The following is a 25,713-nucleotide window of genomic DNA, read 5'->3' on the forward strand; positions in this document are numbered from 1 at the left end:
GCACGGCGGCCGGCCCGGCGGGCGGCACGACGGGCGGTCCGGCGGGCGGTCCGCGCGGCCGCCGTGGCCTGGCATGATCGCAGGATGAACGACCGAATCATCGCCGCCTGCGACGGGGCGGCCAAGGGGAACCCGGGCCCGGCCGCCTGGGCCTACGTGGTGGCCGACGGCACGGGCGCACCGCAGCGCTGGCAGTCCGGCCCGCTCGGGCACAGCACCAACAACGTGGGCGAGCTCACGGCCCTGGAGCGGCTGCTGGCCGCCACGGATCCCGCCGTACCGCTGGAGGTCCGGCTGGACAGCACGTACACCCGCGACGCGGTGACGAAGTGGCTGAAGGGCTGGAAGCGCAACGGCTGGAAGACCGCCGCGGGCAAGCCGGTGGCCAACCAGGAGCTGATCCAGCGGATCGACGGGCTCCTGGAGGGGCGGGACGTCACCTTCGTCTACGTGCCCGCCCACCAGGTGGACGGCGATCCGCTGAACGCCGTCGCCGACAAGGCCGCCAGTGACGCCGCCCGCACCCAGGAGGCGGCCGGCGGGACCGCCGCCGACCTGCCGGTCCCGGACCCGGCCGCGAGCGCCCCGGCGCGGGCGCGGCGCGCCCCGGCCGACGCTTCCGGCGGGTCCGCCGTTTCTGCCGCTTCTGCCGCCAAGCGGCGGACCGCCGGCGGGTCGGCCGGGTCGGGCAAGGCACCGACGCTCGCCGCGCGCTTCCCCGGGACCTGTCCGTGCTCCCGCCCGTACGCCAAGGGCGACAGGATCACCAAGGTCGGCGGCAGCTGGGGCCACGTGGAGTGCGCGGCCGCGCAGTCCTGAGCCGGACCGGCCGCCGTCCCCGGACGCGTTCCGGCCCCGCCCGGTGCGGCGGGCCCGGAGCCAGGTGACGGCGGCCGCCGGGCCGGCCGCCCCCGCAGAGCCCGGCCGGCACCGTCACCACCACGGCCGCGCCGCCGGGCGGTTCGCGTTCCCCGGCCGCCGGACCGTTCGTCCCCCGGGCGTCCATGGCGCGAGTGCAGCCGGCGCCCGTCCGGGCGGACCCCGCCGATCGGCCGCTCCGGGCGCGGCCGTCAGCGCCGGGCGTGGTGGGTGTCGCCGACGTGTTCGCCGGTCTCCTGGTCGGGGAAGCTGACGGCGAGGGTGACCCGGTACTCGAAGACGTCGTCGCGGTGGCCGGGGACCCGTGCCCAGGCCAGGGAGTGCACTTCGGCCTCGGGCGCCTGCCGGCACCACGCGGCGGCCTCCTCCAGGGCGCGGGCCGCCGAGCGCCCCGTGCAGACCACGGCGGTGTAGGCGGCCACCGCGAGGTCGCCGCCGCTCCGGCCGTCCCGGGAGGCGGAGCGGACCGCGGCCGCCGCCCGGGTCAGATCGCGGGCGAGGTCGTCGACCACCCGGGGCGGCGCGGGCAGGACGGCCGGGGCCTCCGCCACGGTCTCCGGCAGGTTGGTGCTCATTCTCAGGGCCTCCGTCCCTTGGGCATCCCCTTGGTCGCGCGCCCCGCCCCGTCCCGGGATCCGCATGATCACGAGGTCAGGATGCCGGGCCGCCGTTCCTGGCATGACCACTTTCACCAGAACGTCACCCGTCCGGGGAAGACGCCGTCCCGTGCTCGACACCGGCCCGCCCGCACTGATATGAGGGGGTCCTCGCATCCGGGCAGGTCAGCTCGGCCCGGCACCGGCGCCGCCGGGAGCCCGGCCGCACGTGCGCGTACCACCCCCGTGCCCCGGACCGCCGTCCCGGGCGCCCGGGCGCGCCCGCTCCGCGACCGGTCCGCCGCACGTTCCCGGCCGTGACGGATCCGTCCAACTCCTGCAGCAGGAACGGCACATAACGGATCGACGGGCCCCGTAGGATCCTGCCAGGTCGCCGCCCGCCGCACCGTCGGGCGCCATCGGAGGGGGAATCCATGGACCGCAGGTCACCGCTCACGCCCGGCCGCCGGTACGGCTGGCTGCCCGCGCTGGCCCTCACGGCCGTCGCGGTGGCCGGCTGCTCGTCCTCGGGCGGCGGCTCGTCGACGACCGCCCCCGCGCCGGCCACCACCGCCGCTCCCGCACCCACCACCACCGCCCCGGCGCCGACCCCGACCGCCACGACGAGCACGACCCCCACCACGAGCACGGCCACGAGCCCGGGCGCCACCGGCACCGGCACCGGCACCGCCACCGCCACCCCCGCCGGCGCCGGCAAGCGGCCCGCGGACGCCTGCACCCTGCTGACCTCCCCCCAGGTCGTCGCCGCCGTCGGCACCGGCGGCCCGTTCAGGGGCACCCACCCCGACCCGGACAACGGCAAGCCGGTCTGGGGCTGCACCTGGGGCTCCCGGCAGTCCTACGCCCACATCCGGGAGATGGACCCGGCCCTGTACGCCTCGCTGCGGTCCCACCCCGACTACACGGCCACCCCGCTCCCCGGCACCGGCAAGGACGCCTACCTGCTCCGCCGCAAGGACGGCACGAGGCCCGAGGTGAACTTCATCGGCGAGGACGGCCGCGCCTACACCGTCGAGGTGGTCAAGGACCGCGGCCCGGACGACGACGTGAACGCCGAGGCCGAGGCGGTCGCCGCCACCGGGCTGGCGCTGCTGCTCTCCAAGGGCGTGTAGCCGCACCCCGGAACCGGCCGCGCCGCCGCCCGGCGCAGCCGGTTCCCCCCGGGGCGTGAACGGGACGGGCACGATGGTGCCGGGCGGATGCGGGTGCGGCACGGTCATTCGCACAAGGACGCCACGGCGCCGTTGCCCCCGCTCCCCCGACAGCCAAGGCGGATCGCATGAGCCGACCTCACCCACCCGCGCGCCCCACCGGACCGGCCCCGGCCGCTCCGACTCCCGCTCCGGACCCCGCACCGGACCCCGCTCCACTCGCCCCACCCCGCCGGCCCGCCCGGCGCGGACGGACCTCCCGGTCCGCGGCGGCCCTGCTCTCCGGGCTGGCGCTGCTCGCCCCCGCCGTCGCTGCCGGAACGCTCGGCGGCTCGACGCCCGCCCGGGCCGACAATCCGACCGTCTCCGGCAACACCCTGCGCACCGCCTGGGACGCCGCCGAACCCGGCCTCGCCCCGGCCGAGGTCTCCGCAGCCGGTTTCGGCCGCCGCTGGTCCACCGCCGTGGACGGCGCGGTCTACGCCCAGCCGCTGGTCGCCGGCTCGACCGTGGTGGTCGCCACCGCGACCAACCACGTCTACGGCGTCGACGCGGCCGGCGGCCGGATCCTGTGGCACCGTGCGCTCGGCACCCCGGTCCCCTCCGACAGCGCCTGCCTCTCCCCCGGCACCGGCGTCATCTCGACGCCGGTCTACGACCGGGCGAGCAGAACGGTCTACCTGGTCTCCAAGTCCGGCGACGGGGGCGCGCACTTCTCGGTGCACGCCCTCGACGTGAGCTCGGGCGCCGAGCGCAGCGGCTGGCCGGTCGCCGTCCAGGGCTCGCCGGTGAACAGCCCCGGCGTGCCGTTCGACCCGGTCACCTCGGCCCAGCGGGCCGGACTGCTGCTGCTGGACGGCGCGGTCTACTTCGGATTCGCCTCGGACTGCGGGATCGGCACCTACGTCGGCACGGTCGCCGGCGTCAACACCACGACCCGCAAACTCACCCTCTGGTCCACCGAGTCCGGGTCCGCCTCGCAGAACGCGGGCGTCTGGATGAGCGGCGGCGGCCTGGTCTCGGACGGCTCCGGGCGGATCTTCGTGGCCACCGGGAACGGCGCCGGTGACGGCTCCTCCCCGCTGAAGGGCCCGGGCGAGCGGCCCGGCGGCCACTTCGCCGAGTCGGTCGTCCGGCTCGGCGTCGGCGCCGACGGCACCCTCGCCCCGAAGGACTTCTTCAGCCCCACCGACAACCGGGAGATGGACCACGGCGACGTCGACCTCGGCTCCGGCGGCCCGGCCGCCCTGCCGCCCGGCTTCGGCACCGCCGCGCACCCGCACCTCATGGTGCAGGCCGGCAAGGACGGCCGGATCTTCCTGCTCGACCGCGACCGCCTCGGCGGCATGGGCCAGGGCCCCGGCGGCACCGACGCCGTGGTCGGCACCACCGGCCCGTTCAAGGGCATCTGGGGCCACCCGGGCGTCTGGGGCGGCGACGGCGGCTACGTCTACCTGGTCGAGAACTTCGGCTCGCTGCGCGCCCTCAAGTACGGGGTGAACGGCGCCGGGAACCCGCAGTTGACCAGCGCCGCGACGAGCGCCGAGGGCTTCGGCTACGCCTCCGGCTCCCCCGTCGTCACCTCCGACGGCACGGCCACCGGCTCGGCCCTGGTGTGGGTGGTCTACTCGGGCACCGGCCCGGGCGGCCAGAACGGCGAACTGCGGGTCTACGACGCGCTTCCGGTCAACGGCGCGCTCAGGCTGCGGCGCAGTTTCCCGCTCGGCACGGTGAGCAGGTTCTCGGTGCCCGCGACGGACGGCGGGCGGGTGTTCGTCGGCACCAAGGACGGGCACCTGCTGGCGTTCGGCCGCTCCGCCTGACCCCGTCCGGCACCGGCGCGGCCCCGGCGCGCGACCCGCGCAGGCCCCCGGGGCCGGGCCGAGGCGCACGCCCGTCCGGTGGGGGCGGGCGTGCGCGGGCGTGCGCGGGTTACCGCTGGAGCCTGAACACCAGGACGGCGCCCGGGTTCTCCAGTTCCGCGGTCGGGGCTCCCGTGTTCACGTCGCGGACCAGGCCGGCGCTGTCGGTCGCCACGAAGACGGTCCTGCCGTCGGGGGACAGCGCGGTGGCGCGGTAGCGGTTCTGGGTGGTCCAGAGGCGCTCGGCGTCGCCCACGGCGTTGCCGTCGCGTCCCACCTTCAGCCGGTAGACGCTGCCGTCCTTGAGCGTGGTGATGAGCAAGGAGTTCTCCCAGCCGGGTACGCCGTTCTTGGCGTAGTAGGTGAGGCTGGAGGGCGCCACCGTCGGGTAGCAGATGAAGTACAGGCCGCCCTCGGCGCACTTCGGGTCACGGAACTCGAAGCCGTTGTCGACCGTGGTGCCGAGGGTGCTGATCGGCGGGACGAACGCGCCCGTGAAGGCGCTCTCCTTCTGCTGCGGCACCGACGGCGGGACGTCGATGTCGTCGTAGGTGAGGTCCGTGCAGGGCGTCGGCGAGGACGCCGCCCAGTTCGCGTACGTGTACGCCTTGTCGTCGCGCCAGCCGGCCACGTACGGCCAGCCGTAGTTGTTGCCCGGGCGGATGAGGTTGACCTCGTCGTCGGTCTTCGGGCCCTGGTCGGTCTGGTACAGCCTGCCGTTCGGGGCGAAGTCCAGGCCCTGGCTGTTGCGGTGGCCGTAGGTGATGACGTGGCTGCGCACGCCGTCGAAGGTCGGGTTGTCGTCGGGGACGGACCCGTCGGGGTTGATCCGCAGGATCTTGCCCTGGTACGGGCCGAACCAGGCGTGCTGGTCCACCTCGGTCTGGGTGGGGAGCCGCTGGGCCCAGTTCGGGTTGCAGAAGTGCGCGAGCTGGTTGGCGCCCTGGTCGCCGACGGTGTAGTACAGCTTGCCGTCCTGGCCGATCCGCAGGCGGGCCGACTGGTGGTCGGTGCCGGAGGGCAGGCCGGTCAGGACCTCCTGGGGGCTGCGGAGGGTGTGGTCGTCGCAGTCGAGCGTGTAGCGGACGATCTTCAGCCGTCTGGTCTCGCCGGTGACCTCCGCGGGGGTGTCGGTCATGTAGGTGTACGACACGTAGACGTAGGTCTCGCCCTCGTCGTGTCCGCCCCTGCCGCCGTGGCCGCCGTCGCCCCAGCCGCTGTCCTCCTGCTGGAAGGCCAGGCCCAGCACGCCGTCCTGGCCGCCGTCGGTGTGGTGCGCCACGCCCGTCAGGTCCAGCGCGGTCGTCTTCTCACCGGTCGCCGGGTCGATGCGGGTGACCTTCAGGCCGCTCTTCTCGGTGGACCACAGGTGTCCGTCGGGGCCCCACAGCAACTCGTAGGGGTCGCCGAGGCCGGTGGTGAGCACGCTCCTCTCGAACTCCGGGCTGGACACGGCCCCGGAGGGACCGGTCGGACCGCCCGCCGTCGCCGGGACGCTCGTGGCCAGGGTGACGCCCAGGGCCAGTGCGGAGACCGCGGCGAGCGCGGGGTATCGATACTTCACGGCAACTGCCTTTCGATCGGGGACTTTTGTCCCATTGAGTGCAATCTCCGGCACCTCCGCCCCGGCGGCCAGCGCAGCGCATCCGAACGGCCCCACCGGCCACCCGCAACGCCCGCCGCCGCCACGCCCGTTCGACCGGATCGCGGCGGCGGCGGACGGCACACCCGCACCGGTTCTCAAGCGGTGGGCCCCTCCCGTCACCCGTTCGAGCGCGATTGTCACGCGACCGCGCGAGTTGGACCCGCGGGCGGGCCCGGCAGCTCGTAGCGTCCTGTTCCGGGGGCCGCCCGGTCCCCGAACGCCCCACTTCACCGAGGAGGGCAACTCCCATGAAGCCCACGATCACCGTGCAACTCCCCGCCACCACGACCGGCGCCGCGCCGTCCGCTCCGGCGGCCCCCGCCAAGCCCGTCTGGTCCGCACCCGCGGTGGAGTGCCACCGCACCGGCGCCGAGGTCACCGCGTACGCCGCGCGGACCACTCGGTGACCCACACCCCCACCACCGCGCCGAGCCGCGAGCGGTTCGCGGCCAGGCTCTACGGCCTGCGGGAACGGTACTGGGACACCCACCCGTTCCACCTGCGCCTGCACTCCGGCGGCTGCACGCCGCCGGAGCTGCGGCGCTGGGTCGCCAACCGCTGGTACTACCAGCTGGTCCTGACCCGCAAGAACGCCGCGATCATCGCCAACTGCCCGCTGCCGGACGTCCGCCGGGAGTGGACCCGGCGGCTCGGCTACCAGGACGGCCCGCAGGAGGGCGAGGGCGGCCTGGCCGACTGGCTGGTGCTCGCCGAGGCCGTCGGCCTCGACCGCGCCGAGGTGCTGGACGAACGGCACGTGGCGCGCGGCGTGCGCTTCGCCGTCGACGCCTACCTGCACTTCTGCCAGACCCGGCCGTGGACCGAGGGCGTCGCGGCGGCCCTGACCGAGATGTTCTCGCCCGACCACATGGCCGAGCGCGTCGTCGCCTGGCGCACGCACTACGCGTGGATCGACCCGGCCGGCTACGCCTACTTCGAGCACCGGATCCCCGACGCCCGCCGGGACAGCGAGCGGACCCTCGACCTGGTGCTCGACCACTGCGTGACCGCCGAGCAGCAACACGCCGCCGTGGACGCGCTCGCCTTCAAGTGCGAGGTGCTGCGCGCGATGCTCGACGCCGTCGACTACGCACCGGCGCAGACCGCGGTGCCCGCCGGGACCGCCGGGATCGCCGGGACCGCCCGGTGAACGCCGCACCCGCCGTCGTGGCCCCCGGGCTGCGGCGCGGGGTGCGGCTGGTGCACGACCCGGTGCGCCGGCAGGCCGCCCTGCTCTACCCCGAGGGCGTGCTGCTGCTGAACGCGACCGCCGCCGCCGTGCTGCGGCACTGCGACGGGCGGCGCGACGCCGGGCGGATCGCCGCCCGGCTCGCCGAGGAGTTCGAGGGCGTGGACACCGGCCAGGTGCTGACGCTGCTCGCCGACCTCGCCGCCCGCCGGCTGCTCACCCTCGACGGCACCGGCGCACCGGCCGAGCCGTACCCGGCGGCCGGACTTCCCGGTGCCGCCACCGGGAAGCGGGCGCCCGCCCCGCTCGGCCTGGTCGCCGAACTCACCCACCGCTGCCCGCTGCAGTGCTCCTACTGCGCGAACCCGGTGGAACTCACCAAGCAGCGCGACGAGCTGGGTACCGACCAGTGGCTGCGCGTGCTCGACCAGGCCCGCGGCCTGGGCGTGCTGCAGGTCCACCTCACCGGCGGAGAACCGCTGCTGCGCCGCGACCTGGCCGTCATCGTCGCGCACGCCCGCCGGCTGGGCCTCTACACCAACCTGATCACCAGCGGGCTGCCGCTGGACGCCGCGCGCGCCGCCGAACTCGCCGCGGCGGGCCTGGACCACGTCCAGCTCTCCGTGCAGGACGCCGATCCGTCGCAGGCTGACACCGTGGCCGGGCTGACCCGGCTGTCCGGTCCCGGCGGGCACGAGCGCAAGCTCGCCGCCGCCGCCCTGCTCACCGCCGCCGGACTGCCGCTCACCGTCAACGCCGTGCTGCACCGCGGCAACCTCGCCCGGCTGGGCGCCATCGCCGACCTCGCCGTCGACCTGGGCGCCGACCGGGTCGAGCTCGCCCACACCCAGTTCTACGGCTGGGCCTGGGTCAACCGGGCCCACCTGGCGCCCGACGACGAGCAGGTCCGGCAGGCCGAGCGCGACGTCGCCGAGGCCCGGGCCCGGCACGGCGACCGGATCGAGATCACCCATGTGACCGCCGACCTCCACTCCGGCACCGCCAAGCCCTGCATGAACGGCTGGGGGAAGGAGCAGCTCGTCGTCGCACCGGACGGCGCCGTGCTGCCCTGCCTGGCCGCCGCCCAGCTGCCGGACCTGCCGCTGCCGAACGCGGTCACCGACGGGCTGGCCGCCAGCTGGCACGACTCGCCCGCCTTCAACCGCTACCGCGGCACCGACTGGATGCCCGAGCCGTGCCGCGGCTGCGAGCTGCGCGAACAGGACTTCGGCGGCTGCCGCTGCCAGGCCTTCCAGTTCACCGGCGACCCGGGCGTCACCGACCCGGCCTGCCGCCTCTCCCCGCACCACCACCTGGTGCGGGAGGCCCCGGGCCCGGCCCCCGCCCCGGCCCCGGTCCCCCGCCGGTTCACGGCCTCCGTCCAACCCGGCTCCGGCCCGTCCGGCGCCGTCCCGTCCGGCGCCGTCCGACCCGGCGCCGTCCCGCCCGATGCCGTCCCGCCCGGCTCCGGCCCGGCGTGAACCCGCCCCCGCCCTGAGGAGCACCCGCTGAAGATCCGGATCCTCGGCACCGCCGCCGGCGGCGGCCTGCCCCAGTGGAACTGCGGGTGCGAGGGCTGCGCCACCGCCCGCCGCACCGGCGCCGTCCGCAGCCAGGACTGCCTGGCCATCAGCGCCGACGGCGCCGCCTGGTACCTGGTCAACGCCTCCCCCGACCTGCGCTCCCAGCTGCTCGCCGCGCCCGAACTGGCACCCCCGCCGGGCACCCGGGCCACCCCGCTGCGCGGCGTCCTGCTCACCAGCGGCGAACTCGACCACACCCTGGGCCTGGTGACCCTGCGGGAGGCCGCCGAGCTGTCCGTGCACGCCACCGCGCCGGTCCGCACGGCGCTGCACGAGGCGTTCCCGGCCGGGCCGTTGCTGGCCCCCTACACCAAGGTGCGCTGGCACACCGTCACCGCGGGCCGGCCCGTCGAGCTGGCCGGCGGGCTGGTCGCCGAGCCGCTGGCGCTCGGCGGCAAGCGCCCCCGGTACGCCGCCGACCCGGCCGGACTGCCCGCGGGCGACCCGGCCGGCGAGCGCACCGACTGGGTGATCGGCTACCGCTTCACCGAGGCGGGCGGAGCGGCCCGCGCGGTCTACGCGCCCGGCCTCGCCGCCTGGACGCCCGCCCTCGACCGCGCGGTGGCCGACGCCGACGTGGTGATCCTGGACGGCACCTTCGCCACCGACGACGAACTCGCCGAACGCACCGGCGGCGCCCGCACCTCACGCGGCATGGGCCACCTGGCGGTCGCCGACTCGCTCCCCCTGCTGGCCCGCCGCCCGGGACCGCGCTACCTCTACACCCACCTCAACAACACCAACCCGCTCGCCCACCGGGGTTCGCCGCAGGCCGCCGCCCTGGCGCCGGCCCTGGCGGCGGCGGGCGCCGCCGTCGCCGAGGACGGGACGTTGCTCGACCTGTGACCCCGCCCCCGGGGGTGCTCCCGTGCCCGACCCGGGCCGCCCTGACCGTGTCCGGCCGAACCGCTCCACCGTCCGTTCACCGAACGGTGGCGCCCGGTACCGGTCCACGCCACCGGGGACCTGTCGGATCGTCGTGATACTAATCATTCCGGTGAAGTGAACTGTCATGCACCGGCAGGCACGATGGTGACAGCCCGTCCGTTCCCCGGGGGACCGGACGGTGACGGGAGGGGCACGGCATGGTGAGCAGGAACGGCGAGGCCGCACGGGACGGCGCGAAACCGGCCGGGAACGGGGAGGCGCGCAGGAGCCGGACGGCCGGCCGCCGGCTGCGGCTCGGCAAGCGGGTGACCGGGATGCTGGCGGTGTTCACCGCCCTCGCCGCGCTGACCGGTTCGCAGACCGGCCTCGGCTTCTCCCCGGTCGCCGCGGCGGGTGCCGCGCAGGGCCTGCCCGGCACGGCCACCGGCCCCGACGGCACCACCGCCTCGCCGTTCGGCGACGCCACCACCGGCGTCCCCGGGATCCCCGGCACGCCCGGTGTCCTCGGCACCGCGCCGGTCGACGGCGGTGGCACCCTGCCGCTGCTCCAGCCGCCGCTCGCCCCGTTCACCTCGCCCTTCACCGACCCGCAGCGCACCGGGCCCGCCCTGCCGCAGACGGTCTTCGCCGCCTACCGCAAGGCCGAGGCGGCGCTCGCGGTGCGCTCGCCCGGCTGCCACCTGCCCTGGCAACTGCTCGCCGCGATCGGCGAGGTCGAGTCCGGCCAGGCCGGCCGGGGCGCCGTCGACGCCGCCGGCACGACCTTCCGCCCGATCCTCGGCCCGGTGCTGAACGGCGCCGGCTTCGCGGCGATCGCCGACACCGACGGCGGCCGCTACGACGGCGACGCCGCCTGGGACCGCGCCGTCGGCCCGATGCAGTTCATCCCCTCGACCTGGGCCTCCTGGGGCGTGGACGCCAACGGCGACGGCAAGGCCGACCCGAACAACATCTTCGACGCCGCCGAGGCGGCCGGCCGGTACCTGTGCGCGGGCGGCCGCGACCTGTCCGACCAGGCCCAGCTGGACCGCGCGGTGCTCGGCTACAACCACTCCTCCGAGTACCTGCGCACCGTCCGCAACTGGATGGCGCACTTCGGCAGCGGCAGCCCGGTCACCACCCCGGACCGCCCGGGCACCCCGAGCCCGCTCGCGCCGCTGCTCCCGGCCGCGCCGCCGAGCCCGCTCGCCCCGGTGACGCCCGCGCCGCCGGTGACGCCGGGCCAGGGCGCCGGTGCGCAGCCCGCGCCGGGGGCGACCACCGGCCCGGCCACCACGCCGTCCGGGACCCCGTCCGCGGAGCCCACCGGCACCCCGACCGGCGCCCCGTCGCCGAGCGCGACGCCCTCCGGCTCGCCCTCGCCCTCGCCGTCCTCCTCGGCCTCGCCGTCGCCGAGCGCCACCCCGTCCGGCACGCCCGGCACCACGCCGTCCGGCAGCGCGAGCCCGGAGCCGACCGCCACCGCGACGGCGACGCCCACCCCGACGGCGACCACCACCCCCTCCGGGACCCCGTCGACGACGCCCGGCACTCCGAGCGCCACCCCGACCGCGACGCCCACGGACACGCCCACCGACTGCGCCACGCCGACCGGCACCCCCACCGGCACCCCGAGCGCCGGCCCGTCCGCGAGCGCGAGCCCGTCGGCCACGCCGAGCGCGACGGCCACCGCGACCGGCCCCGGCTGCCCCACGCCGACCGCGACGGCCACGACGGGCGCGCCCTCGGCGGCCCCGTCCGCCGCCGCCACCCCGAGCGCCTCGCTCTCCCCGTCGGCCGCCGCTCCCTCGGCGCACTGACCCGCCCGGCGCTCCCGCACGACGACCCCGGCCCGGCTCCCGTTCGCCCGGGGGCCGGGCCGGGGCGCGCGGCGAGGTGCGCGGTGGCGTGCACGGCGGGCGTCCCTCAGCCGCCCTCCGCGCGTCCGGCCCCCGTCCAGCTGTTCCCGCCGATGTCGTCGGCGCCCTCGTCGGCGCCATCGGCGTTCTCGCCCTCGTCCCCGTCCTCGCCGTGGACGATGCCGGCCGCACGGTCGTGCTGCTCCTGCACCCGCAGCGGCTCGTCCGGGTCCCGGTCCGAGGTGCGGGGCAGCTCCGGTCCGTCCGGCCCGAGGCGGACCCCCGGTTCGACCCGGACCGGCCGGAACCGGCGGCCGGCCACCCGGACCTCGTCGGCCCGTCCGGTGTCCAGCCGGTCGGCGGCCTCCGCGTACCGGGCCGGCTCCTCCTCACCGAAGTGCGGGTCCAGCCGGGGTGCGAACTCCCGCAGACAGGCGGCCAGGCAGTCCCGGGCGCCCTGCGGGGTCTCGCAGGCGCCCGTTATCGGCCCCCCGCGGCCGTCCCGGAACTCCGCGACCGCGCAGTGGGCCGGCAGCACCACCACCTCGGGGTGGAGGTGCGAGGCGAGCCGCGCCCCGGCCCGGACGTCCTCCGGGACGAACCGGCCGGCCGGCACGAGTGCCGTCATGTCCAGCCGCAGGATCCCGTCGACCGGCGTGACGCCGGCCGCCGGGTCGATCACGAAACCCTCCACCCGCGACGGCAGCCGGTACCCCTCCCCGGCGGCGGCCGGGTCCGGGTCGGTGGGCCGGGGAGGTTCGATGCCGTCCGGGCCCGGGCGCAGCACCTGTTCGGCGCGGAGGACGCGGTAGTCCCGGCCGGCCACCGAGATCTCGTCGAGCGCCTCCCACTCCGGCCGCTCGCAGGCCTCGGTGCAGGCGGCGCGCTCCGCGTCGGTGAGGGTCCGGGGGGGCCGCGAAGCGCGTCCCGGGTCCGGCCGGGGCCCAGGACCGGGAAGGTGTGGCCGAGGTCGTCCCGGGCAGACCCGGCTCCCGGACCGGCCGGCACCACGGCCGGCCGGGTCCGGAGGGCGGTCCGGAAGGCCGGTCAGAGGTGCTTGACCAGCTCCGGCATGAGGTCCTGGAAGGTGCGCCCGGTGGCCGGCTGACCGATCGCGGTCATCTGCCAGCCGCCCGCGGCGCGCTGGACCTTGGCCATGATCTGCGCGGTGTACGCACCGCCGCCGGTGAGCGTGTACCGGGCCAGCTCGGCGCCGGTCTGGGTGTCGACCAGCCGGCAGAAGGCGTTCTCGACCTCCTGGAAGGTCTGGCCGGTGAACGAGTTGACGGTGAAGAGGATCTGGTCCACCTCCGCCGGGACGGCGGTGAGGTCGACGGTGATGGTCTCGTCGTCGGTCGCGTCCCCGGCACCGCCGGTCAGGTTGTCCCCGCTGTGCCGCACCGAGCCGTCGTTGCTGGTGAGGTGCTGGAAGAAGACCACGTCGACCGGCTTGCCCCCGGCGAACAGCACCGCCGAGGCGTCCAGGTCGATGTCCTGGCCGGCGAACAGCTTCGCGAGGAAGCCCTTCTTCTGCACGGCGCGCCAGCCCAGGCCCATCCGCACCACGCCCAGTCGGCCTCCACCCGGCTTCTCCAGGCTCAGCTTCTGACCCTTCGCCAGCGAAACGCTCATCGCGCCCTCCTCGTTGCTCGCCTGCGCGCCTCGAATCTACAGCACTGTAGATCTTTTCGGTGCCCCGCGTACGCCCTCGTCCCGGGACACCTGCATACCCCGCGGACGCGCCGCGGAAGCGGATCCCCCGCCGTCACCGGCCACGGAACGCCCCGCGGGCGCGATGATCCGCGCGACCCGCCCTACGCCCGCTCCAGGCGGACCAGGGCGTCGATCGCCTCGGCGTCGCCCACCGGGCGGCGCACCCGTTCGGCGCGGACGGTGCGCAGCCCGGCACCGGCCAGGTCGGCGAGGACGTCATCCGCGGTGAAGAGCACCGCCGGGTCCTGGGGACCGCCGGCCCCCTCGGCGAGGTTGCCGGAGTCGTGGCCGACCACCAGGAGGGTGCCGCCCGGGGCGAGGGCCCCGGCGGCCGCGCGCAGGGCGGCCCGGCGGTCCTCGGCGGGGAGCTGGAGGTAGGCGACGAGGACCAGGTCGTAGCCCTCGGGCGGGGCCTCGAAGGTGCGGGCGTCGCCGTGCCGCCAGGTGAGGCGGTCGGCGACCGCGTCCGGAAGCGCGGCGGTGAGCCGTTCGGCGCGGCCGAGGGCGACCGTGGAGAAGTCCAGCCCGGTGACCTCCCAGCCGAGGCCGGCGAGCCACATGCTGTTGCGGCCCTCCCCGGCGGCCAGGTCCAGGGCCCGCCCGGGGGCGAGCCCGGCCAGCTCGCGGACCACCCAGCGGTTGGGTTCGGTGCCCCAGACCAGCTCGCTCGCGGTGTAGCGGTCGTCCCAGGCGCGGCTGTCCATGACCCGTTCTCCGTTCGACGCGGGACCTCTCGGGAGGCCACCGTACCGGGCCCGCGCTCCTCGCACCGGTCGTGCGGCCGCCGACGGTCCGTCCAGCGGACACCCTTGACGGCGAATATTGGTCCAGTCCAATCTGTGATGTCGTGACCGCGACGGCCTCCGGGCCGGTCCGCGCCACGCATCCGCACGCCCTGCCGCATCCTGCCCTGCCGCACGTGTACACCCGACCGCGCACCCCCCACGGCGCCCGGTCCGGCTCCCCCGGCCCATCCCGGGCCATCGCACCGCCGGAACCCCCACTCCTCCGGAGGACCACCGCATGCACGACCGTGTCATGTCCGCGCGCCCCGCTGAGCGCCGGACCGTCGCTCCGCGCCGCCGGGCGCTCGCGCTCGCCCTGGCCGCCACGCTCAGCACCGGCAGCGCCGCCCTCGCGCTCTCCCTCAACACCGCCTCGGCCGCCGCCGTCAACCTGCTCACCAACGCCGACCTCGAAACCGGCACCCTGGCCGGCTGGACCTGCGCCAACGGATCGGTCGTCACCACCCCGGTGCACGGCGGCAGTTACGCGCTGAACGGCGCCGCCTCGGCCTCCGACACCGCACAGTGCCAGCAGACGGTCACCGTCCAGCCGAACACCAGCTACACCCTGGCCGGCTGGGTGCGCGGCAGCTACGTCTACCTGGGTGCGACCGGCACCGGCGTCAACGCCCAGACCTGGGCCCCCAACGCCACCGGCTGGACCCAGCTGAGCACCACCTTCACCACGGGCGCCAACACCACCTCGGTGACGGTCTTCACCCACGGCTGGTACGGGACCGGCGCCTACCAGGCCGACGACCTCAGCCTGACCGGCCCGGGCGGCCCGACCACGACGGCCAGCCCGACGGTGACCACCACCCCCACCACCACGAGCAGCCCGACCGCGACCAACAGCCCCACCGCCACCAACAGCCCCACGGCGACCAACAGCCCGACGGCCACCAACAGCCCGACGGCGACCAACAGCCCGACCGTGACGCCCACCGCCACCTCGACCGGCACCGGCCCCACCGGGGACGGCAAGGTCACCACGCCGACCGGCGTCACCGTCACCAAGGTCACCCACAACGCCGTGGTCCTCAAGTGGCAGCCGTCCACGGTGAGCGCCGGCGATCTCCCGGTCGCCTACAAGGTCTACGCGGGCGACCAGCTGGTGGCCACCTCGATGGGCACCTCGGTGGCGGTCAGCTCGCTGCTGCCGACCCGCGGCTACACCTTCACCGTCCAGGGCTACTCCGGCACCCACGCCTCCGCCCAGTCCGCCCCGGTGAACACCACCACCGCCGCGGCGCCCGCGAACAGCCCGTTCCGCGCGGCCTACTTCGACCAGTGGGGCGTCTACGAGAACGCGTACCACGCGAAGAACGTCGACACCAGCGGCGCGGCCGGCAAGCTGGACGTCATCAACTACGCGTTCGCCAACATCCACCCGACCAACCTGACCTGCTTCCAGGCGGTCAAGGCCTCGGACTCGGCGAACGAGAACAACCCCAACGCCGGTGACGGCGCCGGTGACGCCTACGCCGACTACCAGGCCGACTACAACGGCGCCACCAGCGTGGACGGCACCGCCGACACCTGGGAGCAGCCGGTCAAGGGCAACTTCAATCAGCTGCGCCAGCTGAAGGCCAAGTACCCGAACCTGCGGTTCACCATCTCGCTCGGCGGCTGGACGTACTCCAAGTACTTCTCGGACGCGGCCGCCACCGACGCCTCGCGCAAGAAGTTCGTCTCCTCCTGCCTCGACATGTTCCTCAAGGGGAACCTGCCGACCAACGTCGCCGGTGACCCGGCGGGCGGCGCGGCCGCGGCGGCCGGTCTCTTCGACGGCGTCGACATCGACTGGGAGTACCCGGGCTCGGCCGGCGGCCACACCGGCAACCACTACTCCCCCGCCGACAAGCAGAACTTCACCCTGCTGCTCAAGGAGTTCCGCACCCAGCTGGACACCCTCGGCAACGCCCAGGGCAAGCGGTTCCTGCTGACCGCGGCGCTGCCCAGCGGCCAGGACAAGATCGCGCAGCTGGAGACCGAGAAGATCGGCGCGTACCTCGACTACGCCGACATCATGACCTACGACATGCACGGCTCGTGGGACGCCAAGGGTCCGACCAACCACCAGGACCCGCTGCACGACAGCCCGGCCGACCCGACCACGCCGATCACCCCGGGCAACCGGAAGTACAACGTCGACACCACTCTGACCGCCTACACCACCGGCCTGCCGGAGTACGGCATCGCGGGCGGCTTCCCGGCGAACAAGATCGTGCTGGGCGTGCCGTTCTACTGGCGCGGCTGGACCGGCGTGCCGGCCGGCAACAACTTCGGCCTCTACCAGAGCGCGACCGGCCCGACCCCGGCCAAGCCGCTGAGCGCGGAGGCCGGCCTGGCCGCCTGGAAGGAGCTCAACCCGACCCCCGCCACCACCCACTGGGACCCGGTGACCGAGTCCTCCTGGGTCTACGACGGCACCAACTTCTGGACCGGTGACACCCCGCAGGCCGTCCAGGCCCGCGGCGCGTACGCCAAGAGCAAGGGCCTGGCCGGGATGTTCGCCTTCTCCCTGGAGAACGACGACGCCTCCGGCACCATGCTCAACGCGATGAGCAGCAGCCTGAACTGACGCTCCCTGCAGCGGCCCCGGGCGGCCGGTCGGTGGTGGTGCACCGGCCGGTCCCCCGGGGCCTCGCGGCGTCCCGCCGTCCGGGGGCTCCGGATCAGCGCTCCGTTGTCCGGGGGCGCCGGATCAGCGCTCCGGCACCGGGTCGACGCCGCCCCCGCGCCGGGCCACGCCCGGGCGGCAGCGCAGCAGCCGGCCCGCCGTCAGCCGCGCACCGCGCAGCGCGCCGTGCCGGTGCAGCGCCTGGACGGCGTACGTCGAACAGGTCGGGGTGTACGGGCAGCAGGCCGCTCGCCCGGGGCTGATCTCGGTGCGGTAGTGGCGCACCGCGCCGTACAGCACCCCCGCGACCAGGCCCCTCGGCGGCGGCGCGGCCGGGTCCGTACGGTGCGCCGCGCGCCGCGTCCGGCCGCCGGCGAGGGCGAACCGGAGACCGGCTGCCATCATCACCGGGAAGAGGCCGATCAGGCAGGGGCCGTCGCACCCGCCGCCACCGCCACCGCCGCAGCCGTCACCGTTCCTTCCCCCGCCCCGGCAGCCCCCGCCCGTACCGCCGCCTCCGCTGCAGCCGGGCGGGAGGTAGTCCTCCAGGTCGCTGTCCTTCTTCTTCTGCCCGTGCCGGCGCAGGTAGGCCTTCCACTCCTGCTGCCGGCGCTTGCGCCGGCGCCGCTCCTCGGCCGGCAGCCACCACCAGGCGCGTCCAGGGTCCTGGGTCGTCGGGAACTGATCGCCCTGGGCGGGCTCTTGATGGGACAACGCTGGCGGTTCCTCTCGGCGCACGCACGCCGGGGCCGACCCCCAGCGGCCCGATCAGACTATCGAAGACCGCGGGGCCGGCCCCCTGGAACCACCGTTCAGGCGCTCAGTCGCCGCCGCCCAGGTGCGGGAACAGATCGGTGAACGTCTCGGTGGTGACCGAGACGCTGCGGCCGAACGGGTCGTCGAAGTCCCAGATGAGGAACAGCAGGAAGGCGATCAGCGCGCTGAACGCCCCGGCCAGCAGCAGCTCCCGGCGGGAACGCCGGATCTGCAGCGCGAACACCATGCCGACCGTCACCACGGCACCCACGATCAGGCCGAACCAGACCACGCCCGGCATGGTCGGGCCGGCGTTCTGCCCCCGCGCGTTGCGGGCGTCGTCGGCGACGCTGATCCGGTCCATGATCGGCTGGTAGGCCTGGGCCTCCAGGTCCGAGGCCGGCGTACGGGTCGCGACGTCGGTGCGCAGCTTCTCCAGCAGTTCGGTGCCCCGGTCGGAGAGTTCGCCGTTCTCGCGCATGTACGTCCACTCCACGTCCACCACGTAGGAGACGTAGGCGTCGACGTCGGCGCGGATCTTGTCCCGGAACTCCACCGGGTAGACCTGCGCCCGCTCGCTCACCTCGTGCAGCGACTGCGCCTCGCGGAAGACGTCGTCCTGCGCCACGCCGCGCGCCTCCCAGACGCCGGCGATGGCGAGGCCGAGCACGATCGCGTAGACCACGCCGATCATCATCGTCATGTACTCGATGACGTCGGGCGTCTCGTCGGTGTCCTCGTCCTCACCGGCGCGGCGGTGCCTCAGCAGCACCACCGCCACCACGACGGCACCGGCCGCCAGCATGGCGATGGCCAGCGCCAACCACTCGGACATGGGAACTCCTTTCTCGGTCGGGGATCGACGGGGTCGATCGGAAACAGTCGGGACCGTTCGTCGGGCCGGGTGCGGTCCGACGAACGGGAAGCGGGAGGGGAGCGGGAGGGGAGGCGTCGTCAGGAGCCGCTGGAGGCACCGGATCCGCCGCTGCCGCCGGAACCGCCGGAACCGCGGGAGCCGCCACCACCGCCGCGACCGGACCGGCCGCGCGGCCGCAGGGCCGCTGCCGCGAGCACCGCGGGCACGGTGACGACCAGCATGGTCCGGGTCGTCGCACCGCCGTGGTGGCGCTCCGGCGCCTGGACGGGCGGGGCCTGCGGGACGGCGCGCACCGTCGGGGCCGACCGCACCGGGCTGGGCGCCGGGGGCGTGGGGGCGGGCGGCGGGGGCGGGGTCGGCGCGGGCGGTTCGGGCGCGGGCTCCGGAGGCGGGGGCGGCGGGACCACCGGCGCGGGCGGCGGAGTCGCCGGTCTCGGCGTCGGCGTCGGGGTCGGGGTGGGCGCCGGTGGCCTGGGCGACGCGGGCGGCGGGGTGGGCCGCGGCGGCGGAGCGGGCGAAGCAGGCGCGGGCGGCGCGGGCGGAGCCGGAGGCACCGGGGTCGGGCTCGGCGGCGGGGTCGGCACCGGCGTGGGGGTGGGCGTGACGGTCGGCGTCGGAGTGGGCGTCGGCGTCGGCGTCGGCGTGACGGTGGGCGTCGGGGTGGGACTGGGCGTCGGCCGGGGCGTCGGGGTGGGAGTGGGAGTGGGTGTCGGGGTGGGCGTGGGCGTGGGGGTCGGCTTGGGGGTCGGCGACGGTGACGGGCAGGGGTGGTGATGATGCGGGTGATGTGGATGGTGCGGGTGGTGCAGGATCCCGGAGAGGTCGACGTCCACGCCGACCTCCACCTCCACGTCCACCCCGACGTCCACGCCGCCCCGGCCGGCCCCCACCGCGACGTCCGCCCCGGCCCGGACGCAGGTCCCGACCACCGGGCCGTGCGGCCCCCCGCCCCCGTGCTGGGCCGCCGTGGGCCGGGCCGCGGCCGAGCCGCTCACCAGCGCGCAGAGCGCGGCCACCCCGGCGGCCGCGCCGGCCAGCCGGATCCGCCGCGCGCGGGGGCCGCCGGGAGCACCGCGTCCGGCGGCGACGGGCGCCGGGCGCGGGTCCGTGGTCACGACGACCCGTCCATCGGTATCCGGCGGGGCGGCTGGGGCTGCGGCATGGGCTCCGTGCACCTCTCGTGTCGGCGGGAGTCGGCCGCGCCGGGAAGGGGGCCGACACCGGGACGGCCCGCCGCAGGGGCGGGCCGTCCGGTATCCGGTGAAACGATCATGCGGTGGACCGGGTTACGCCCGGCCCCGGGCGGGCCCTCCGGGGACGGCCCGCCCGGGCTGCGCCTCAGCGGCGCCCGTGCGCGATCTCGACGTTCTCCAGCACACCCACCGCGTCCGGAACCAGGATCGCGGCGGAGTAGTAGGCACTCACAAGGTAGGAGATGATCGCCTTCTCGTCGATGCCCATGAAGCGGACCGACAGGCTCGGCTGGTACTCGTCCGGAATACCGGTCTGGTGCAGGCCGATGACGCCCTGGTTGTCCTCGCCGGTACGGATCACCAGGATCGAGCTGGTGTTCTCCTTGCTGATCGGGATCTTGTTGCACGGCAGGATGGGGACGCCGCGCCACGCCGGCACCTGCTGCCCGCCGAGGTCGACGTGGTGCGGGTAGAGCCCGCGCGCGTTCAGCTCGCGGCCGATCGCGGCGATGGTCCGCGGGTGGGCGAGCAGGTAGTCGGGGTCGCGGCGGCGGTTGAGCAGCTCGTCCAGGTCGTCCGGGGTGGGCGGGCCGGAGTGGGTCTGGATCCGCTGGTCGAAGTCGGCGTTGTTGAGCAGGCCGAACTCCGGGTTGTTGACCAGCTCGTGCTCCTGGCGCTCGCGCAGGGCCTCGATGGTCAGCCGCAGCTGGTGCTCGACCTGGTTCATCGGCTGGTTGTAGAGGTCGGCGACCCTGGTGTGCACCTTGAGGATCGTCTGGGCGACGCTCAGCTCGTACTCGCGCGGCTTGAGCTCGTAGTCCACGAAGGCGCCGGGGAGCTGGTACTCGCCGTGGTGGCCGGCCGACATGGCGATCTCGGCCTCGCCGCGCTCGTTCTGGGCCTGGAGCGGCAGCGCGAGGAAGGCCTCGATGTGCTCCTGCAGCGCGGGCGAGTTGGCGCGGATCTGCTCGAAGTCCCGGCGGGGCAGCGACAGCACGGTGCCGGCGGTCACCGTCTTGGCGGTGAACTCCCAGACGGCGGACGGGTCGAGCACCGCGTGCTCGCCGAAGCGGTCGCCGTCGCCGAGCACGCTGACCACCGTCTCGTCACCGTACTTGCCGGTGCCGATCTGGTTGATCTTGCCGTGGGCGATCAGGTAGATGCGGTCGGCGGCCTCGCCGCGCTCGGCGAGCACCTCGCCCGGGCCGAAGTCGCGCTGCTCGCAGCGGTCGGCCAGTGCGGTGAGCACCTCCTCGTCCTCGAAGCCGCGCAGCAGGGCGAGTTCGCCGAGCTCCTGCGGGATGACCCGGACCTCGGAACCGGTCTTGATGAACTCGACCCGGCCGTCGCCGACGGTGTAGGTCAGGCGGCGGTTGACCCGGTAGGCGCCACCGGCGGCCTGCACCCAGGGCAGCACCTTGAGCAGCCAGCGGGAGGTGATCTCCTGCATCTGCGGTGCGGACTTGGTGGTCGTCGCAAGATTGCGGGCAGCGGCCGTCGTCAGGCTGGACTGCTGGGCCACCTGCGGTGTCTCCGGGGTGGTCGTCTCCACGGACATCGGCAGGTCTCTCCTTCGTGTGATCGGGTCACGCCGACCCGTCGGACGAGCGGCGGCAGCCGGAGGCAGCCGGTGATCGATTCGGACGGATCATCAGATACGCGTATCGGTGGGAGGTTTGGCGGCCTTCGCGATGCGGTGCGCCGCGCTCGGGCGATCCATCCGGAACCCTAGATCACCAAGGGCCCGGCAACCCCGCACCGCAGCCGAGCGCCCCCCGATAGGGTGAATCTCTCCGACCGGAAGGTTTGAATCCGAGCGGCACGAGTCCCCAGGGCCGGATGTTCCTGCGCATGCGAATCGCCCGGACGCGGGAACGATCCACCCCACTCGAACGGAGGAGCGCGCGGGCCCGCCCCCCGACCGGTGGGGCGCAGGCCAGTCGAACATGTGTCCAGGATTCGAACAGAACGCCGGTGAGGCCTGGGTCAGGGGTCCGGATCAGACCAGCGCGGGCTCCTCCGCGAACCACGGCTCGGCGGTGAACCAGGGCCGTCGCTCGAACGACGCGGGCCTCAACTGGTCGAACCAGGTGGCACGTTCGTCGTACCGGGCGAAGAAGGGCAGGCCCACCCGGTCCGGCTCGCGGGCCTGCAGGAAGCGGCAGACGAAGACCCGCTCGCCGCCGATCTCGGCCACCCCGTCCAGGCAGACCTTCCCCGGTCCGGCCGACATCACCGGCCCGCGCGCCGTCCGCTCCAGCCCGGACACCTGCCGCACGGCGTCCCGGTGGATCCCCACCGCCCGCGCCAGCGGCACCTCGAAGTAGGAACTGGCCCCGGTGTCCCGTTCGACGAACAGGTAGTACGGCACGATGCCCAGGCCCACCATGTCCCGCCAGAGCGCCGCCCACACCGCCGGATCGTCGTTGACGTGCCGGATCAGCGGCGCCTGGGCGCGGATCACCGCCCCCGTCGACCGGATCCGCGCCACGGCCTCCCGCACCGCCCGCCCGGCCAGCTCGCGCGGATGGCTGAGGTGCGCCATCACCGCCACCTGCCGGCCGGCGGCGACCACGCGTTCGAACAGGCGCAGCAGGTCGTCGGCGTCCGGATCGGTGGTGAAGCGGTGCGGCCACCAGGCCAGCGCCTTGGTGCCCAGCCGGATCGTGCGCAGGTGGTCGGTGCCGGGGCCGAGCAGCGGCTCGACGTAGCCGGCCAGCCGGGCGGTGGACATGATCAGCGGATCACCCCCGGTGATCAGCACGTCGGAGACCTCGCGGTGGGCGCGCAGGTACTCCAGCGCCGTCGCCGGGCCCGGCAGGCTCTGCCGCAGGTCCGGCTCGCCGACGAACTGCGCCCAGCGGAAGCAGTAGCCGCAGTAGGCGTGGCAGCTCTGGCCCTGCGCGGGGAACAGCAGCACCGTCTCCCGGTACTTGTGCTGGAGGCCCGGGACCGGGCGGCCGTCGAGCCGGGGGATGTTCTCCTCCAGCTGCCCGCCCGGGTGCGGGTTGAGCGCCCGCCGGGCGGCGGCGACCGCCTCCGCCAGCCGTTCGCGCGGGGCACCGGTGGTCAGCAGCGCGGAGATCCGGTCGAACACCTCCGGCGGGAGCATGTCCCGGTGCGGGAAGGTCAGCCGGTACATCGGGTCGTCGGGGACGCGGCCCCAGTCGATCAGCTCCTCCAGGACGTGGTTGTTCACCTTGAACGGCAGGACGGCCGCGACCACCGCGATCTCGTGCCGCAGCCGTTCGCCCGCCCCGGCGAGCTGCGGCAGGCCGGCCAGCCGGTGGCCGGGGACCGCGCGCAGCTTCGGCCGCCGGCCGCCCGCGGGGTCGTCGTTCACGCCCTCGTCTTGTACGGTTCGCACCCGTTTCACCCTTCTCCCGGCCGCCTCCCGCGGCCCTCCGGGAAGCCTAACTTCCGTTCCCTGACGGCCAGTCGGGGGGAGTCGGCGGCGGGCCTGGCGGGCCCGTCCGGCCGCTCTCGGGGCGGTCCCCGGACGGGTGCAGTTCGTGCCGGTGGGCGATCCACCACAGCCCGCTCACCACGACCGCGAGGCCGATCAGCACCAGGGCCAGGACGGGCCAGCGGCTGTCGGCGAGCCGGATGTCGGCGATCAGCAGGACCCCCACCGCCGCGACCGGGACCAGCAGCGCCAGCAGGACCCGGCCGGCGGCGGCCGCCATCCCGGCGTCGGTCCGGCCCCGGCCGGGGCCGGGCCAGTCCGCCGGCTCCCCGCCGAAGTGGAAGGCCAGTGCACGGGCGGCCAGCCGGTCGGTGGCCCGGTTGTAGGAGAACGCCATGTAGGGGAGCCAGATCAGCGGGGCGACGGTGCCCATCAGGAGCACCAGGGCGAGCAGCGCCCACTCCCCCGCGCTCCGCCAGCGGGACGGCGGCGGCACGACGTCCTCGCTGGTCAGGCCGAGCAGCCGGGCCATCCGCCAGACCAGCGTGCCGAACCCCCGCAGCCGGCCGGTCCGCCCGCTCCGGGGCGGCGGCCCGGCGGCGAGGGCCCGGTCGGCGGCGGCGAGGTCCGGATGGGCCCCCTGGAGGACGAGCAGCTCGGGGGCGCGCTCCCGGGCGGTGGGGTCCTTGCCGGTGAGGGCAGCGACCTCCAGCAGCATCTGCCCCTGGGCCAGCAGCGCGGTGCAGAAGGCGAACGGGGCCATCCAGAGGAAGGGGCCGGCGACGAACGCGCCCTCGCTCCGGCTGACCCGCCGCGCGTGGTCGACGACCCGCCGGGCGAGCTCGTTCTCCGGGGCCTCCGGGTGGGCCTCCCGCAGCGCCGCCACCCGGCGGGCGGCGCGCGGCCCGCGGTGACGGACGCCGAAGACGGCGAGCAGCTCCGGCATCCGCGCCGGGTGGTCGCGCATCGAGCGCATCAGCTCGGCCAGCGGGGCGCCGTCACCCGCCCCGTTCGGCGCGGGCTCCGCCCGGCCCCCGGGGTCCGGCTCTGTCGTCGGGGCCACGTCCGTCCCACCGCTCCGCCGTGCGCTCCGGCCGCGCCCGGGCCTGTCTCCACAGTAGGTCCCCGGTCCGGGCCCCCGCCTGTCAGGCGATCTCGAAGCCGTGCCGGACCTCGTCGAAGCGGCCGGCCGCGAGGTCCTCGTCGGTGATCCAGAAGGAGACGTTGACGCACTCGCCCCAGTCGGCGGCCAGCACGCCGCTGTCGATCTGCAGCAGCGGGCGGTGGCCCTCGGGGCGGCCGGTGTCGGTGTCGCACCAGCCGAGCAGCCGGACCGCGGGGCGGGGCAGGTGCTCGGCGAGGTCCTGGGCGAGGTCGAGGGCGACCAGGAAGTCGTCGGGGAACAGCCGCTCCAGCTCGCGGTCCTGGTAGGACGGCGCGGACAGCGCCCGGGCGGCCCGGACCGGCACGGCCGGGACGGCGGGCGTGCCCCGCTCGACGGCCGGCGCGGGGCGCGGCGGCGCACCGGCGGGCACGTGCAGGACGCGGCAGCCGCGTCCGGTGAAGTCGGCGAGCCATTCGTCGTGGAAGAAGAGCAGCAGTCCGTCGGCGGGCAGCGGCCAGCCGCCGCTGTCCGGCCCGCTGTCCGCTCCGGTGGTCCCGTGGGCCTCGGCGAGTGCGGCGCAGTCCAGCTGGGCGAGCAGCTGCATCGGGCGGCCGGAGAACTCCGGCCAGTCCGTGCCCCCGGGCAGTGCGGGCAGCCCGCCGAGCCGTCCGGCGCTCCCTGCGGCCCGGCCGTCCGCGCCCTCCGTGCCGCCCCCACGGTCCGCGCCGTCCCCGCCGGGCACGGGGGCGAGGACCAGGGAGGAGCGGAACAGCCCGTGCACCAGGGGCGCCAGCTGCTCGCCGGCCCGGGCGCGGATCAGCTCCGCGACCTCGCCGGGTATCGGCGGCACGTCCTCACCGGGGGCGGTCGCACGAGTGTCGGTGGTCACGAGTTCGGCCATGCGCCAAGCCTGACACGAGGGTCCGACAACGCCCGGCCGCGGCAGCCGCCGCGACGGCACCGGGAACGGCGAGGGCCCCGTCAGGTGCCGCTACGGGGGCGACCGGCACCTGACGGGGGGTCATGGGCGGGAGGGGGCGTCGGGCGTCAGGAGCAGACGACCTCGTTGCCGGGGACCTGGAAGATGCCGGAGTCGCTGGCCGTGCCGTTCGCGTACTCGTAGTAGAGGTAGGTGTAGAAGTCGATCCGCGCGCCGTTGCCGCAGACCGAGTCGGCGCCGATGGAGTAGGTCAGGGTGACCGTGGTGGTGGCGCCGGCCGCGACCGGCACGGAGTGGTGGACCAGACCGCTGGTGGCCCCCGTGTCACAGCTGGTGACGTTGCCGCCGCAGGCGGAGAAGGCGTACTTCAGGCCGGTGTTCAGGGTGGTGGTGTAGGTCGGCTGGATGGACTCGTAGACGAACTGGGCGGCGGTGTCGTGCGGGTTGGTCAGGGTGAGCGTCAGGGTGACGTCGGAGCCCGGGGTGGCGGTCGCCCGGTCGACGGAGACGGCGAGCACCGGCGTGCCCGCGTGGGCGGGCGTGGCCGACAGCAGCAGGGCGACGAGGAGGGCGAGGACGGCGGAGAGGCCGGAGCGGCTCAGCAGTGATGTGCGCATGACCAGGGAGCGTAGGGGGACCGTCCCGGCGCCGGTGGCGGCCTCC

22 protein-coding genes are annotated in these 25,713 nt (G+C 75.4%); 10 read left to right on the top strand and 12 right to left on the bottom strand.

The genetic code is table 11. From position 1 onward, the window contains the following. Positions 1-84 precede the first annotated feature (84 nt). Positions 85-819 (top strand): ribonuclease H, encoded by a 735-nt coding sequence (locus tag ACFVVL_RS12695; RefSeq protein ID WP_387674051.1) that lies wholly within the window; start codon positions 85-87, stop codon positions 817-819. A 251-nt stretch (positions 820-1,070) separates the two neighbouring features. Here ACFVVL_RS12695 and ACFVVL_RS12700 read toward each other — a convergent pair whose 3' ends face one another. After that, positions 1,071-1,454 (bottom strand): hypothetical protein, encoded by a 384-nt coding sequence (locus ACFVVL_RS12700; protein ID WP_380293956.1) that lies wholly within the window; start codon positions 1,452-1,454, stop codon positions 1,071-1,073. Between the two features lie 455 nt (positions 1,455-1,909). Here ACFVVL_RS12700 and ACFVVL_RS12705 point away from each other — a divergent pair, with 455 nt between their 5' ends. Both ACFVVL_RS12705 and ACFVVL_RS12710 read left to right on the top strand, forming a co-directional pair. Next, a complete protein-coding gene (locus ACFVVL_RS12705) occupies positions 1,910-2,608 on the top strand; it encodes a hypothetical protein (RefSeq protein ID WP_387674054.1) in 699 nt (232 codons plus the stop codon). Positions 2,609-2,775: 167 nt separating this feature from the next. Continuing rightward, positions 2,776-4,470 (top strand): PQQ-binding-like beta-propeller repeat protein, encoded by a 1,695-nt coding sequence (locus ACFVVL_RS12710; protein WP_387674057.1) that lies wholly within the window; start codon positions 2,776-2,778, stop codon positions 4,468-4,470. A 109-nt stretch (positions 4,471-4,579) separates the two neighbouring features. Here ACFVVL_RS12710 and ACFVVL_RS12715 read toward each other — a convergent pair whose 3' ends face one another. Further along, positions 4,580-6,073, bottom strand: coding sequence for a glucose/sorbosone family PQQ-dependent dehydrogenase (locus tag ACFVVL_RS12715; RefSeq protein ID WP_380293962.1), 1,494 nt, complete (start codon positions 6,071-6,073; stop codon positions 4,580-4,582). Positions 6,074-6,402: 329 nt separating this feature from the next. Between ACFVVL_RS12715 and pqqA the strand changes: the two genes are divergently transcribed. The 5 genes from pqqA to ACFVVL_RS12740 all read left to right on the top strand — a co-directional run bounded on the left by pqqA (position 6,403) and on the right by ACFVVL_RS12740 (position 11,613). After that, positions 6,403-6,561: a pyrroloquinoline quinone precursor peptide PqqA gene (gene pqqA / locus ACFVVL_RS12720; protein ID WP_380293964.1), complete on the top strand. Its 159-nt coding sequence runs from the start codon at positions 6,403-6,405 to the stop codon at positions 6,559-6,561. Beyond that, positions 6,558-7,304 carry a pyrroloquinoline-quinone synthase PqqC gene (pqqC, locus tag ACFVVL_RS12725; RefSeq protein ID WP_387674062.1) on the top strand — a complete coding sequence of 249 codons (747 nt, stop codon included), beginning with the start codon at positions 6,558-6,560 and terminating at the stop codon, positions 7,302-7,304. The genes pqqA and pqqC overlap by 4 nt, the downstream gene beginning before the upstream one ends. Continuing rightward, the gene (gene pqqE / locus ACFVVL_RS12730) at positions 7,301-8,824 is read left to right on the top strand and encodes a pyrroloquinoline quinone biosynthesis protein PqqE (RefSeq protein ID WP_387674065.1); all 1,524 of its coding nucleotides are present in this window, start codon (positions 7,301-7,303) and stop codon (positions 8,822-8,824) included. The genes pqqC and pqqE overlap by 4 nt, the downstream gene beginning before the upstream one ends. Positions 8,825-8,863: 39 nt before the next feature. Next, the gene (pqqB, locus tag ACFVVL_RS12735; protein ID WP_387674497.1) at positions 8,864-9,772 is read left to right on the top strand and encodes a pyrroloquinoline quinone biosynthesis protein PqqB; all 909 of its coding nucleotides are present in this window, start codon (positions 8,864-8,866) and stop codon (positions 9,770-9,772) included. Between the two features lie 239 nt (positions 9,773-10,011). Continuing rightward, positions 10,012-11,613: a lytic transglycosylase domain-containing protein gene (locus ACFVVL_RS12740; protein WP_387674068.1), complete on the top strand. Its 1,602-nt coding sequence runs from the start codon at positions 10,012-10,014 to the stop codon at positions 11,611-11,613. A gap of 106 nt (positions 11,614-11,719) precedes the next feature. Here the strand turns inward: ACFVVL_RS12740 and ACFVVL_RS12745 are convergent, their stop codons facing one another. The 3 genes from ACFVVL_RS12745 to ACFVVL_RS12755 all read right to left on the bottom strand — a co-directional run bounded on the left by ACFVVL_RS12745 (position 11,720) and on the right by ACFVVL_RS12755 (position 14,069). After that, positions 11,720-12,781, bottom strand: coding sequence for a DUF5954 family protein (locus ACFVVL_RS12745; RefSeq protein ID WP_387674500.1), 1,062 nt, complete (start codon positions 12,779-12,781; stop codon positions 11,720-11,722). Beyond that, positions 12,700-13,284: a TerD family protein gene (locus ACFVVL_RS12750; protein WP_380293986.1), complete on the bottom strand. Its 585-nt coding sequence runs from the start codon at positions 13,282-13,284 to the stop codon at positions 12,700-12,702. The genes ACFVVL_RS12745 and ACFVVL_RS12750 overlap by 82 nt, the downstream gene beginning before the upstream one ends. Positions 13,285-13,466: 182 nt before the next feature. Then, positions 13,467-14,069 (bottom strand): class I SAM-dependent methyltransferase, encoded by a 603-nt coding sequence (locus ACFVVL_RS12755; RefSeq protein ID WP_387674072.1) that lies wholly within the window; start codon positions 14,067-14,069, stop codon positions 13,467-13,469. A 319-nt stretch (positions 14,070-14,388) separates the two neighbouring features. Between ACFVVL_RS12755 and ACFVVL_RS12760 the strand changes: the two genes are divergently transcribed. Beyond that, on the top strand, positions 14,389-16,734 hold the full coding sequence (locus tag ACFVVL_RS12760) for a glycosyl hydrolase family 18 protein (RefSeq protein WP_380293974.1): 2,346 nt from the start codon (positions 14,389-14,391) through the stop codon (positions 16,732-16,734). A gap of 123 nt (positions 16,735-16,857) precedes the next feature. On the opposite strand, the gene yidD is transcribed toward ACFVVL_RS12760, so the two are convergent. After that, positions 16,858-17,487, bottom strand: coding sequence for a membrane protein insertion efficiency factor YidD (gene yidD, locus ACFVVL_RS12765; protein WP_380293976.1), 630 nt, complete (start codon positions 17,485-17,487; stop codon positions 16,858-16,860). Positions 17,488-17,593: 106 nt separating this feature from the next. Continuing rightward, positions 17,594-18,364, bottom strand: coding sequence for a hypothetical protein (locus ACFVVL_RS12770; RefSeq protein ID WP_380293978.1), 771 nt, complete (start codon positions 18,362-18,364; stop codon positions 17,594-17,596). Between the two features lie 249 nt (positions 18,365-18,613). On the opposite strand from ACFVVL_RS12770, the gene ACFVVL_RS12775 reads away from it, so the two are divergent. Further along, positions 18,614-19,180 carry a hypothetical protein gene (locus ACFVVL_RS12775; RefSeq protein ID WP_387674077.1) on the top strand — a complete coding sequence of 189 codons (567 nt, stop codon included), beginning with the start codon at positions 18,614-18,616 and terminating at the stop codon, positions 19,178-19,180. 564 nt (positions 19,181-19,744) lie between these two features. Here the strand turns inward: ACFVVL_RS12775 and ACFVVL_RS12780 are convergent. The 5 genes from ACFVVL_RS12780 to ACFVVL_RS12800 form a co-directional block, all read right to left on the bottom strand. Continuing rightward, on the bottom strand, positions 19,745-21,157 hold the full coding sequence (locus ACFVVL_RS12780; RefSeq protein WP_380291750.1) for a family 2B encapsulin nanocompartment shell protein: 1,413 nt from the start codon (positions 21,155-21,157) through the stop codon (positions 19,745-19,747). Positions 21,158-21,598: 441 nt separating this feature from the next. Continuing rightward, complete coding sequence (locus tag ACFVVL_RS12785; RefSeq protein ID WP_387674080.1) at positions 21,599-22,942, bottom strand: KamA family radical SAM protein; 1,344 nt, start codon at positions 22,940-22,942, stop codon at positions 21,599-21,601. Between the two features lie 70 nt (positions 22,943-23,012). Next, positions 23,013-24,068, bottom strand: a complete 1,056-nt coding sequence (locus ACFVVL_RS12790; protein ID WP_387674083.1) for a hypothetical protein — start codon at positions 24,066-24,068, stop codon at positions 23,013-23,015. Between the two features lie 82 nt (positions 24,069-24,150). After that, on the bottom strand, positions 24,151-25,011 hold the full coding sequence (locus ACFVVL_RS12795) for a DUF1963 domain-containing protein (protein WP_387674086.1): 861 nt from the start codon (positions 25,009-25,011) through the stop codon (positions 24,151-24,153). A gap of 146 nt (positions 25,012-25,157) precedes the next feature. Further along, positions 25,158-25,667 (bottom strand): hypothetical protein, encoded by a 510-nt coding sequence (locus tag ACFVVL_RS12800; protein ID WP_380291758.1) that lies wholly within the window; start codon positions 25,665-25,667, stop codon positions 25,158-25,160. Between the last annotated feature and the right edge of the window lie 46 nt (positions 25,668-25,713).

The organism is Kitasatospora sp. NPDC058115, assembly GCF_042884635.1.
In the GTDB taxonomy this organism is placed as follows: Bacteria; Actinomycetota; Actinomycetes; order Streptomycetales; family Streptomycetaceae; genus Kitasatospora.

What these genes read in the sequence shown, in the direction of transcription:
- ACFVVL_RS12695 (WP_387674051.1), top strand. Translation starts at nt 85, where the DNA reads ATGAACGACCGAATCATCGCCGCCTGCGACGGGGCGGCCAAGGGGAAC.
- ACFVVL_RS12700 (WP_380293956.1), bottom strand. Translation starts at nt 1,454, where the DNA reads ATGAGCACCAACCTGCCGGAGACCGTGGCGGAGGCCCCGGCCGTCCTG.
- ACFVVL_RS12705 (WP_387674054.1), top strand. Translation starts at nt 1,910, where the DNA reads ATGGACCGCAGGTCACCGCTCACGCCCGGCCGCCGGTACGGCTGGCTG.
- ACFVVL_RS12710 (WP_387674057.1), top strand. Translation starts at nt 2,776, where the DNA reads ATGAGCCGACCTCACCCACCCGCGCGCCCCACCGGACCGGCCCCGGCC.
- pqqA (WP_380293964.1), top strand. Translation starts at nt 6,403, where the DNA reads ATGAAGCCCACGATCACCGTGCAACTCCCCGCCACCACGACCGGCGCC.
- ACFVVL_RS12740 (WP_387674068.1), top strand. Translation starts at nt 10,012, where the DNA reads ATGGTGAGCAGGAACGGCGAGGCCGCACGGGACGGCGCGAAACCGGCC.
- ACFVVL_RS12750 (WP_380293986.1), bottom strand. Translation starts at nt 13,284, where the DNA reads ATGAGCGTTTCGCTGGCGAAGGGTCAGAAGCTGAGCCTGGAGAAGCCG.
- ACFVVL_RS12755 (WP_387674072.1), bottom strand. Translation starts at nt 14,069, where the DNA reads ATGGACAGCCGCGCCTGGGACGACCGCTACACCGCGAGCGAGCTGGTC.
- ACFVVL_RS12760 (WP_380293974.1), top strand. Translation starts at nt 14,389, where the DNA reads ATGCACGACCGTGTCATGTCCGCGCGCCCCGCTGAGCGCCGGACCGTC.
- ACFVVL_RS12770 (WP_380293978.1), bottom strand. Translation starts at nt 18,364, where the DNA reads ATGTCCGAGTGGTTGGCGCTGGCCATCGCCATGCTGGCGGCCGGTGCC.
- ACFVVL_RS12780 (WP_380291750.1), bottom strand. Translation starts at nt 21,157, where the DNA reads ATGTCCGTGGAGACGACCACCCCGGAGACACCGCAGGTGGCCCAGCAG.
- ACFVVL_RS12795 (WP_387674086.1), bottom strand. Translation starts at nt 25,011, where the DNA reads ATGGCCGAACTCGTGACCACCGACACTCGTGCGACCGCCCCCGGTGAG.
- ACFVVL_RS12800 (WP_380291758.1), bottom strand. Translation starts at nt 25,667, where the DNA reads ATGCGCACATCACTGCTGAGCCGCTCCGGCCTCTCCGCCGTCCTCGCC.